The sequence below is a fragment of the Alkalibaculum bacchi genome (assembly GCF_937875145.1).
Taxonomy (GTDB): Bacteria; Bacillota; Clostridia; order Eubacteriales; family Alkalibacteraceae; genus Alkalibaculum; species Alkalibaculum bacchi_A.
The window spans coordinates 1-10,903 of the sequence record NZ_CALNCS010000003.1 but is presented as its reverse complement, the minus strand read 5'-3'; the positions used below and the strand labels follow the sequence as shown (position 1 = coordinate 10,903).

The following is a 10,903-nucleotide window of genomic DNA, read 5'->3' as shown; positions in this document are numbered from 1 at the left end:
AAAGGGAACAGACTGTAAATCTGTCGGCTCAGCCTTCGATGGTTCGAATCCATCTTCCACCACCAATTTTTAATGAAATATTAACAATTATTCATTAATCAACGTGATCCATTAGCTCAGTTGGCAGAGCACCTGACTTTTAATCAGGGTGTCCCGCGTTCGAGTCGCGGATGGATCACCATTTATTTTAAAGTAATTGATAGCAACGATTTTGAATGAAAATTCAGAGTCGTTTTTTTATTTACAATAACTATTTAACTACTGTGGGGAAATTTCTTATAATTTGATTAGATGCATATAAAGTATATATTCAAAGGAATTTAGCAAACCTGTATAGTTTAATTTCAGTATTTTAATACATAAAAAGAGGCAAATGCTATATTTTGCACTTACCTCTTTTTTTACCTTAAAGCCACCATTGGTGGCTAATGTTTTTTCTGACCACTTATTTCCTTAAAGTCTTTAACGCATTACTCCAAGGAATCAACTGATTTAATAATTCATTTAAGGAGCCTTCACTGCGATCATTTGGTTTAAATACGCTCATATCTTCAAAATCAGTAAACAAATTGAACATTACTTGTGCACGGACATCAGCCATCTGAAGTTCGCCTGCTATTAATCGGAGGGTCTCAACTGCTCGTACTCCACTGGCACTTCCGTAGCTTACAAAACCACAAGCTTTATTGTTCCACTCTGAGGCTAGGTAATCGATAGCGTTTTTTAGTGCCCCTGATGTAGAGTGATTGTATTCAGGAGTAACGAAAATATATCCATCAAATTCGGCAATTTTAGCAGCCCATTTTTTTGTGTGTTCTTTTGTATACTGAGCCATTGCAGCTGGATAAGGTTCATCTAATAAAGGCAAATTGTAATCTGCTATATCTACTAGTTCAAATTCCGCATCGTCTCTTTTCTTTGCGTTTTCATATACCCATTTTGCCACTGCTTCGCCGTTTCTTCCTGGTCTAGTACTCCCTATTATAACTCCTATTTTTGTCATGAAATTTCCTCCTTATAAATTGTTGTACAATTTAATATTACCCAAATTTATTAAAAAATAACAACGAATGATTAACAAAGTCTAAAATCACTACTTATGAATAAAGCGAACTTCAAATGCGTACAATTAAAGATAGTATATTAGGAGGATACCATATGATGAAATCTTTTAAAATTGCCCTTGCTTATATAGGCGTTATTGTAGGTGCTGGATTCGCTTCAGGGCAGGAAATATTGCAGTATTTTACTTCTTATGGCATCATAGGTACTGCAGGCACAATGGTATCAATAATACTTTTTGCTATTAGCGGTAAGCTACTTGTCCAAACTGGATGTATTATGAAGGCGAATTCTCATAAAGAAGTAATATATAAAATTGGTGGAAATTGCCTTGGAAAAATGTTAGATATTATCATGACTTTTACTTTATTTTGTGTTGGCGTAGTAATGATTGCTGGAGCAGGTGCTAATTTAAAACAACAGTTTGGTTTTCCTATTATTGTAGGAAGCACATTAATGGCCTTATTGATTGTAATCGTAAGTATGATGAATACAGACCGGGTTATTTCTACCATAGGTTATATTACTCCTTTTTTAATCATGTTTATTGTGATCACTTGTCTTTATTCGATTAACACAATAGATCAGACGTTTAATCAATTGCAAGAAGTGGCATTAATACAACCGAAAAATTTTTCGAACTGGTTTATCTCTGCAATGAATTATGTGTCATTTAATACTGCTTTGGGAGCACCTATGGCCTTGGTAATTGGGGGAGCACAAAAATATGAAAAAATGGCATCTGCTGGAGGACTTTTAGGAGGAATGATTGTAGGTATTTTGATTTTTTTAAGTCATTTAGCCATGTTTGGTAAAATAATATATATTGCTGGGTATGATATGCCATTATTAGAGCTAGTTTCGTCTATATCAACTAAATTAGGTTTTGTTATGGCAATTATTTTGTTTGGAATGATCTGTAATACAGCTATAGGCATGTTTTATGCTTTTTCCGCTCGTTTCGCAAAACAAGGATCTCGTAAATTTAAAAAGATTTTGTGTGTTTTTGTTCTTATAGCGTATTTGTTGAGCTTTGTTGGCTTTACAGACTTAGTTTCTATTCTTTATCCGCTCATTGGTTACCTTGGATTTGTCTTTATATTTGTTTTAGTAAGATGGTGGTTTCGAGAACGATATGGGAAAAATGTAATAAAGAGTAGGATTAACGATTGTTGAATAGTTGTTGAGGAATTAGGCAAAGTATGATATTAAATTATAAGATATAGGTTTGATTTAGTGCTTCGGTAATAAAAGGGCAGATAATCAGAAGAAAATTATCTGCCAAATTCTATAGTAACAAAACTTTCCTTTTAACCCGAACTACTGTCTCCTTATTTTGAGAGCAGGATCGTATCTTTGACACGCAAATTGTAACCTTAGAGCGATGGTAGCTTTAGACTTGCTTAACAACTGTAAAATTCTCCTCGATGAGCAGCCAATTTTGTGGGAAATCCGTTCCCAGTGCCCAATAGAAAAATCCACGTATGCCTAAGCTCTTTACGAGATTGAATTTTGCTTGAATACTTCGAGCATCTTCAAACCATACTACATGTTCTCGACCCTGCTCATCCCAGTAGTTAAAATAGGGAGCTTGAGCAACGTAGTCGTATTCGATTCTAGCATTATACTGAAGAGCAAGTTCTACTGCTCTTACTGGGCTGACAACTCTAGCCCATTGTCCGCCAGGGACATAGGGGAGTGTCCAATCGTATCCATAAAGAGGAATGCCCATCATGATTTTATCTCTAGGTATTTGGGTAATGGCATATTCTAAAACTCTTCTCACTTCATTAAGAGGGCTAACAGCCATAGGTGGGCCCCCAGACCAACCCCATTCATATGTCATGAGAAATACAAAATCTAGAACTCGACCATGTGCAGCATAATCATGACCTTCATATAGGGTACCTACTTGATCTGTAGACAATTTTGGTGCTAATGCAGAAGACACAAAATAATTTGGCTGAAAGAAATCAGCTGCTTTTGCAATGAAAGCGTTATAAGCTTCTCGATTTTCGCCGCCAACGTATTCAAAATCAAAATCAATACCCCTATAACCTTTTTGTTCCATGATAGATAGTGCATTTGCTAAAAGAGCATCTTGAAGGGCAGGATCATTGAGAATGGCGGTAGCAATTTCATTGCTAAAGGTTCCATCTTCAAAGTTTGTTAAGACCATTAGGGGGGCTACATTATGCTCATAAGCCGCGATGAGTGCAGGTTCATCATTTGGTGGAGTTAAATTGCCATTTGCATCTACAGCGTAACTAAAAATATTTAAATAAGTTAATTGATCTCCTACAGCCCTAACTTCTTCACCAGTTCGTTCCATTGTTGTCTGGGTATCAATATATGCGGCTACTTCTTTTGGAGGCCTGGGACGAGGTGGAATGTATAATCTTAATCCCACAGGCAATTGATTTGGATTTTGAATATTATTTACTTGTATGAGGACATCTACAGGTACGTTTACACGTTGACTAATTATGTAGAGAGAATCACCTGGTGAAACCCAATAATAGCTTCCTGTAATTCTTATAACCAATGCTTGACCTACGACTAATCTACTAGGATCGGAGATGGCGTTATCACTAACTATAGTTTCTATCGGTAGATTATATGATTGAGATAACCCATATAGTGTGTCTCCTGATCGAACAACATGAATTTGCAAAAAATCACTTCCCCTTATTTTTAACAGTATATTCAGATGGGTTAAAATGTGTTAATGTTTACTAGAATAAAAAAAAGTGCTATTTTGGATTTTTATAGATATAGTAAAGTATATTTTGCTATAATTGAAATATCAAGAATAATAAATAAAGGATGATGGTATGAAGGACATTATAATCGTAATCATTTGTTATCTTATTGGAAGTATTTCATTCTCCTTTTTGCTTACAAAATTCAAACTTAGAAAAGACATACGTGAATTTGGCAGTGGAAATGCGGGAACAACCAATGTATTAAGAGTACTAGGCAGAAAGTACGCGGTTATGGTTTTAATAGGAGATGTATTAAAAGGTGTTATAGCTGTGCTCATTGGGAGATTCTTTGGCTCTAGTCAAGTAGTGACGATTCTATGTGGATTAGCTGTTGTCATTGGTCATAATTGGCCGGCACTTATGGGTTTTAGGGGGGGAAAAGGCATTGCAACTTCTATTGGCGTATTTTTGGTATATGACCCCACAGTAGCGTTAGTTTGTATTGCTATTGGAATTGTTATTATAGCAGTGAGTAAATACGTTTCCCTTGGGTCCATTTGTGGTATGGCAATTTTTCCTTTGGTCAATTTAGCCTTTTCAAGGGGGATTCAAAATTTTATTTTTGCATTTATCATTGCAGCTATTGTCATTTATAAGCACAGAGCAAATATTGGACGGCTTGTAAAAGGTACCGAAAACAAACTAAAATTATAATGAGCGAAGAATAATTTACATAAAAAATAGTCATACTACAATAGAGAATTGGAGGTGACTATAATGAAAATAAACAACAGTATCGGATGTACAGTTGAAGAATGTAAATATCACGCTAAAAACCAGGATTATTGTTCACTTGATAAAATTCAAGTCACAAAAAATGCAGCTCAGGCAAGAAATCAAAAAGAAACAGATTGCCATAGCTTTGAAAGCGAACTTAGGTAAATCTTAAAAAAAGAATAAACCTATATGAGTTGAAGATTGATAATAAAATCTTTATAGTATATAATAGGTTAGGCAAAGAAAAATTGATTTAGAATATTTGTTCTAAATCAATTTTTTATGTCCAGAAGTACCATATGTATGGTATGATGAGTATTCCAGATACAATATATAGAGGAGGTAGATGTTTCGAATATGGATAGGGTAATTAAAAGAATATTTACAAAACAATTAGAACAAGATCACTTGCTGACAGTTTATGATTTATTTGACTGGAAGAGCATTGATGTGCTAATGAAGAATTGGAAGACAGGCAAAGTTATTGCAGATATGAAAAATTTAGAGTTCCCCGAGCACTATAGTCAGACAGCATGTAATATTATTGCAACAAAATATTTCAGAAAAACAGGCGTCAGCAACGAATTTGGATACGAGAGAAGTATGAAAGAAGTTGCACATAGACTGGTTTGCTTTTGGGTTGATGCACTAAAGGATGAAGGTGTAATTTCAACAGAGAATGAATATAGCATACTATACGATGAATTAGTTTACGGATTATTAAATCAAATGTGGGCACCTAATTCTCCTCAATGGTTTAATACAGGTTTATATAATAGTTATGGCATTAAAGGTGAAAAAGACGAGCTTTATTATTATGATGAAAAAGAAAAGAACGTAGTGGAAAGTCCAGACAGATACACCAGGACTCAAGCCTCTGCGTGTTTTATTCTTTCTGTGGAAGATAAACTCTTAGGAGAACACTCTATATCAGATCAATATGTTAGCGAGACAAAATTATTTAAAGGTGGCTCTGGAGTAGGAACGAACTTTTCTACTATAAGAGGATTAAACGAGAGATTATCTAATGGTGGTTATTCATCAGGAATGATGAGCTTTTTGCAAGGATTAGATCGAAATGCAGGGGCAATAAAATCTGGTGGAACGACTAGAAGAGCTGCAAAAATGGTGATAAACGATATTGATCACCCAGAAATCGAAAGTTTTATTACGTGGAAGGCTAAAGAAGAAAAGAAGGTTAGAGACTTAGGCAAGATGGGTTATGACACATCTATGGAAGGCGAAGCCTACGCTACGGTAGGGGGTCAAAACAGCAACAACTCTGTTCGACTAAACAAAGAGTTTATGAAAAGTGTCTTTAACTTAGATAAAAATCCAGATGTAGAAATTGAGCTTGCAGGGCGAATAGATTCCTCTGTTAATAAGACTTTAAAGGTAAGTTATCTTTGGGATTTAATCAATAAAGCTGCCTGGGAATGCGCAGATCCTGGCTTACAATTTGATGATTTGTTTAACAGTTGGCATACTTGCCCAGCTGGGGAAGATGGAAATGTAGGAGCTAAGTACAACCGCATTAATGCTACGAATCCTTGCTCAGAATACGCCTTTTTAGATGATACTTCTTGTAATCTAGCATCTATCAATGTTTTTAAATTTTATAAGGACAAAGAAAAAACATTTGATGTAGAGGGGTTTGTACATATAGTAGGCCTAATACAACTTGTATTAGAGGCGTCCATTCATTGGGGACAATTTCCTACAAAAGACATTGCACGTAAAACCTATATGTTTAGAACCACAGGTCTAGGTATTGCTAATACATCATCTCTACTATTAGCTTTTGGCTTACCCTATGATTCTGAAGAGAGCAGGAATTTAGTAGGAGCTCTATCAGGAATTATGACAGGTACTTCTTACGCAGTTTCTGCCCTCATGGCTAAAAAAGTTGGCGCATTTGAAAAATATGAAGTCAACAAAGAATACATGTTAAGAGTTATAAGAAATCACAGTCGGGTAGCTGGTGTATTAGAAGGTGGTTACGAAGAACTTCATTATAAACCAACAGAAATCAATCACTCTCTACTTAGAAAAATGGACTTAGATAATATTAGCCATACATTAAAACAATCATGGAAAGATGCCCTGAAAAATGGTGAAAACTACGGCTACCGCAATGCACAAGTCAGTGTTATTGCACCAACAGGTACCATTTCACTAGCTATGGATTGTGGTGCAACTTCAATCGAACCTTTCTATAGCCATATTGTTTTTAAACAATTAATTGGTGGTAGCAGTCTTGAAATGGTTAATCCAGTGCTAAACATTTGTTTAGAAAATTTAGGCTATAAAGAAAATGAAATCAATGAAATTATGGATTATATATTAGAAAAGGACCGAGACGGTGTAGTTAAACATGATAGCGTAGTAGGTGCGCCTCATTTAAAAGAAGAGCATTATAAGATTTTCGATACGGCAAACCAGATAAGACCAGAGGGTCATGTGCTTATGGTATCGACTATTACTCCACTAATCAGTGGATCTGTATCAAAAACCGTAAATCTCCCAAATGATGCTACGGTAGATGATGTGGCTAATATTCACAAATTAGCTTGGCAAACAGGTGCTAAAGCTATCGCAATTTATAGGGATGGATGTAAAGTAAGTCAGCCACTAACGAGTGGTACCAGCCATGAAAAAGAAAAACAATTAGAAGAATACAAATATTTGGAATTATTAGAGTATAGCCGCAATTGTATAAAGAATGTTCCGAATAGAAAAAAACCTGGCGGCATGAGACTTAGTCGTACCCATGCTGCAAAAATCGGAGATATTGAATTATATATTACCCTTGGTTTTTATGAGGATGGAAAAATGGCAGAAGTCTTTGTATCTACGGATAAAGAAGGAACTGTTGTAAAAGGTCTTTTAGCATCTTTATCAAAATCTTTGTCTAATATGTTGCAATACAATATTCCTCCAAAAGAAATAGCGAGAATGCTTAGAGGGCAACAATATGAACCATCTGGTTTTGTTGCCAGACACCCTTATATTAAATTTGCAAGCTCCATTTCTGATTTGTTGAGCAAGATTATAGACATTGAACTTGGAGATTTTAGCAGATGCCAAGTCAAACCACAGACCTTTACCTTTGTAAACCAAATGAGCCAGGAAGTAGATGTAGTTCAAGAAAAAAAATCAAAAGAATCAACTGAAGTTGAAGGTGAAAGAATCTACGGAGAGACATGTTCTAGCTGTGGTGGGGCCCGTATGGTAAAAAACGGAACCTGTAAAGTATGTTTAGACTGTGGAACAACAACAGGGTGTAGTTGACGTGAACTAACGAGCCAAGCGAAAGAGTAGAAACACAACTTTGACCTATGCTAGTACAACTACGTTATATCCCTAAACTAAGATAAAATGCATACGTAAACTATTGCTTATATGCATAATCTAATAAGTAAACCACCATATCATTTATGATGTGGTGGTTTTTTACCTTGTTTAGGAGAAATATATACAGGCATTGACATGTTGTAAATTTACTTTATAATATAAGGTGAATTATAGGAGGTAAATTTGTGAAAAGCGATTTTATTATTATCTGGCAATATCAGTAGGTTACATTTTTGTGGCAATGCTTTTAAAATACGGTGGGAATAAGGCAAATGAAAATAAATAACATCCCAGAAGCTCTTACCCTACCATTAAGATTATCTATAATTAGCTATTTGGTTGATGGACAAAAGACATTTAATCAGATATTAACATGTTATGCCTTTTGATTATTGGTGAATAACATCTTTATTTGATAACGCACAGTAGAATTATGAGAAGTATTTTGTAACTATTATAGGAGGAATCTTATGGGTTTTGAAGGATGGTTTTCGTGGCAGGTGTTCACCTGGATTCTTTTTATTGGTACAACACTCGTTATTGGAAAAATAATGAATAAGAAGGAATCGCTGAAACAGATTAAAAGCATGATGAGATTATTGCTTGGAGTTGTAATTGTAGGAGTAATATATTCTTCTTATTTTACGCATTAGTATGAAAATGTGATATATTATAGATTTATTGTATCTTCAGAAGAAATATCTATGGCTTAAGGTAAAGTATATTTATTAGGAGAGGTAGTTGGTATGATGAAAATAGGGAAGATACTAATGATTATAGTAGCCTTAATGTTAGTATTACTAATTGTCGGTATTCCAGTAGGAAATGACATGATAGCTTTAAGTGTATCTAAAAGACTGAGGAATACACCTCTACCAGAAGATACAGAAATCATTGATTACACCTCTAAAGCTGGGAAACTTGTAGGAAGTGGTAATGGGATGCAATATTTAGGGGCAATACTTGTTAAGTCACAATTAACACGGGAAGCATTAGATAATTATTATTCGAAATATCGTGAGAATGATTGGAGTTATTTAGTTTCTGAACAAAAAAGTAGTCAAATTAAGTTTATTGAACATGGCTATTTAGAGTTTGATAGTTTAAAAGATACCGTTGATTTTAATGGTTATTACGTCGTTTATTCTTGGGGGAATAATAATTCGTTACTTGATTTTGACTTAAGGGGACATTAGATTTCAATTGTAAAGTTGCAATATTTATAAATTACGAACTAAAGTAATTTTACGAGGTTTCTTTCAAAATAGCGTAATTTGAGCATTATTATTAAATATATTTAAACTTTTAAAAGTAGTATTAGCTTTTAGTGAAGGAAAGAGTTACTTTGTGTATTCAATTCCTGTATAATATACATCTATAGTATACCTCGAAGTTGTATGTACGAAAAGAGCACCTAATCATTCAGTTCAAGAATTGTATTATTAACAAATATTAGGAGACGAATTTCAAGGATTATGATGGTTTTCAGTAAACCTTAAAGTTGTATCTATACAAAAAGCGTAAACTTTCATTTGGCGAGCAGCGCGCCTTAGGAATCGACTTTTCGATTCCTAAGGACTATAAAATTAACATGATAAAGTAAAAAGATAATAGGAGAAGAAATATGGAAGGAATCAATCAAAAAGTATTGCCGGCTATTTCAACTATGAAGGATTTTGAAAAATTTTTAAAAAGCTCTTATGAATTTTGCATTGTTATGGATTTTCACATTGGACAATTAAATGCTATTTCTACCATGGCTGAAAAGGCTAGAAAGAGTATCATCATTCATGTGGACTTGATTAAGGGATTAAGTAGGGATGAATATGCAGCTATATACTTATGCCAGAATATAAAATTAGCAGGATTGATTTCTACTCATTCTAGTGTCATACAAACGGCTAAGAAGAAAAATAAAATAGCAATTCAGAGAATCTTTTTAATTGATGGTCAATCTCTAGAAAAGAGTTATAGACTCATTGAAAACTCAAAACCAGATTATGTAGAGGTTCTACCTGGCTTAATGCCAAGGATGATTTCTACAGTAAAAGAAAATATAAAGATTCCTATTATAACAGGGGGATTGATTACTACTGCTGAAGATATTGAAGAGGCAATTAAAGCAGGTGCTGTAGCAGTGACCACATCGAATAGTGAATTATGGAAATTAAATGATAGAGAATAAATAAGACGAGCTGTTTTTCATATCATGAATTATTTCTCAAATAATGTTGACGTATTATTTCTATCGTGCTACAATAAAGTTAAGTTAATAGTTGCAGAGAATGGGAGAAAGCACATTAGTCGATTTTTAATTAAAATCGGTTTAATGTGCTTTTTGTTTATCTAAAAATAAAGGAATGAGTCTTTCATAGCTCTGAAAAATATAAATTTGGAGGAATTATAATGTATGATGTAGTGGTTATCGGTGCTGGTATTATTGGTACCTCAATTGCTAGAGAACTATCCAAATATGAAGCAAAAGTCCTTGTGCTTGAAAAAGCAAATGATATAGCAAATGGCACTACTATGGCCAATAGCGCTATTGTACATTCGGGATACGATCCCGTGCCAGGAACAAAGAAAGCTGAATTTAATGTAAAAGGTAATCTTATGTATCCTCAAATTTGTAAGGAACTGGATGTACCATTTAAGAAGATTGGTTCCATCACTATAGCATTGACAGATGAGGAAATAGAGACTCTAAATGAATTAGAAGAACGATCTAAAATAAATGGTGTACCAGTACAAAGATTGACTAGAGAAGAAATATTAGAAAGAGAACCAAATATAAACAAAGAGGTAAAAGCAGGTCTTCTTGCATCAACAGCCGGTATTGTTGGTCCATGGGAATTAGCTATTGCCTGCATGGAAAATGCTATGGAAAATGGTGTAGAGCTTGCCCTTAACAATAGAGTAGAAGAAATTGAAAAGACTGAAACAGGTTTTAGAATTACTACAAATGAGGGTATATATGAAGCAAAAGTAGTAATCAACTGTGCAGG

10 protein-coding genes and 1 tRNA gene are annotated in these 10,903 nt (G+C 34.4%); 9 read left to right on the top strand and 2 right to left on the bottom strand.

Annotated features, from left to right (window positions below; translation table 11 throughout):
- The first annotated feature begins 105 nt into the window (after nt 1-105).
- Nucleotides 106-181, top strand: a tRNA-Lys gene (locus tag Q7P22_RS00135).
- 264 nt (nt 182-445) lie between these two features.
- On the opposite strand, the gene Q7P22_RS00130 is transcribed toward Q7P22_RS00135, so the two are convergent.
- A complete protein-coding gene (locus tag Q7P22_RS00130) occupies nt 446-1,003 on the bottom strand; it encodes an NADPH-dependent FMN reductase (protein ID WP_303859548.1) in 558 nt (185 codons plus the stop codon).
- 155 nt (nt 1,004-1,158) lie between these two features.
- Here Q7P22_RS00130 and Q7P22_RS00125 point away from each other — a divergent pair, with 155 nt between their 5' ends.
- On the top strand, nt 1,159-2,238 hold the full coding sequence (locus Q7P22_RS00125) for a hypothetical protein (RefSeq protein WP_303859547.1): 1,080 nt from the start codon (nt 1,159-1,161) through the stop codon (nt 2,236-2,238).
- A 217-nt stretch (nt 2,239-2,455) separates the two neighbouring features.
- On the opposite strand, the gene Q7P22_RS00120 is transcribed toward Q7P22_RS00125, so the two are convergent.
- Complete coding sequence (locus Q7P22_RS00120; protein WP_303859546.1) at nt 2,456-3,736, bottom strand: glycoside hydrolase family 18 protein; 1,281 nt, start codon at nt 3,734-3,736, stop codon at nt 2,456-2,458.
- 160 nt (nt 3,737-3,896) lie between these two features.
- On the opposite strand from Q7P22_RS00120, the gene plsY reads away from it, so the two are divergent.
- The 7 genes from plsY to Q7P22_RS00085 all read left to right on the top strand — a co-directional run.
- On the top strand, nt 3,897-4,481 hold the full coding sequence (gene plsY / locus Q7P22_RS00115) for a glycerol-3-phosphate 1-O-acyltransferase PlsY (protein ID WP_303859545.1): 585 nt from the start codon (nt 3,897-3,899) through the stop codon (nt 4,479-4,481).
- A 63-nt stretch (nt 4,482-4,544) separates the two neighbouring features.
- Nucleotides 4,545-4,709 (top strand): DUF1540 domain-containing protein, encoded by a 165-nt coding sequence (locus Q7P22_RS00110; protein ID WP_303859544.1) that lies wholly within the window; start codon nt 4,545-4,547, stop codon nt 4,707-4,709.
- Between the two features lie 192 nt (nt 4,710-4,901).
- Nucleotides 4,902-7,835 (top strand): vitamin B12-dependent ribonucleotide reductase, encoded by a 2,934-nt coding sequence (locus tag Q7P22_RS00105; RefSeq protein ID WP_303859543.1) that lies wholly within the window; start codon nt 4,902-4,904, stop codon nt 7,833-7,835.
- Nucleotides 7,836-8,368: 533 nt separating this feature from the next.
- Entirely contained in the window at nt 8,369-8,551 is a 183-nt protein-coding gene (locus Q7P22_RS00100; RefSeq protein ID WP_303859542.1) for a hypothetical protein, read from the top strand.
- Nucleotides 8,552-8,644: 93 nt separating this feature from the next.
- A complete protein-coding gene (locus tag Q7P22_RS00095) occupies nt 8,645-9,094 on the top strand; it encodes a hypothetical protein (protein ID WP_303859541.1) in 450 nt (149 codons plus the stop codon).
- A 428-nt stretch (nt 9,095-9,522) separates the two neighbouring features.
- Entirely contained in the window at nt 9,523-10,083 is a 561-nt protein-coding gene (locus Q7P22_RS00090) for a glycerol-3-phosphate responsive antiterminator (RefSeq protein ID WP_303859540.1), read from the top strand.
- Nucleotides 10,084-10,304: 221 nt separating this feature from the next.
- A partial coding sequence (locus Q7P22_RS00085) for an NAD(P)/FAD-dependent oxidoreductase (protein ID WP_303859539.1) occupies nt 10,305-10,903 on the top strand: 599 nt, incomplete at its 3' end.

Excerpts from the sequence above, each read along its gene's own strand:
- Q7P22_RS00130 (WP_303859548.1), bottom strand. The coding sequence starts at position 1,003 with ATGACAAAAATAGGAGTTATAATAGGGAGTACTAGACCAGGAAGAAAC.
- Q7P22_RS00125 (WP_303859547.1), top strand. The coding sequence starts at position 1,159 with ATGATGAAATCTTTTAAAATTGCCCTTGCTTATATAGGCGTTATTGTA.
- plsY (WP_303859545.1), top strand. The coding sequence starts at position 3,897 with ATGAAGGACATTATAATCGTAATCATTTGTTATCTTATTGGAAGTATT.
- Q7P22_RS00110 (WP_303859544.1), top strand. The coding sequence starts at position 4,545 with ATGAAAATAAACAACAGTATCGGATGTACAGTTGAAGAATGTAAATAT.
- Q7P22_RS00105 (WP_303859543.1), top strand. The coding sequence starts at position 4,902 with ATGGATAGGGTAATTAAAAGAATATTTACAAAACAATTAGAACAAGAT.
- Q7P22_RS00100 (WP_303859542.1), top strand. The coding sequence starts at position 8,369 with ATGGGTTTTGAAGGATGGTTTTCGTGGCAGGTGTTCACCTGGATTCTT.
- Q7P22_RS00095 (WP_303859541.1), top strand. The coding sequence starts at position 8,645 with ATGATGAAAATAGGGAAGATACTAATGATTATAGTAGCCTTAATGTTA.
- Q7P22_RS00090 (WP_303859540.1), top strand. The coding sequence starts at position 9,523 with ATGGAAGGAATCAATCAAAAAGTATTGCCGGCTATTTCAACTATGAAG.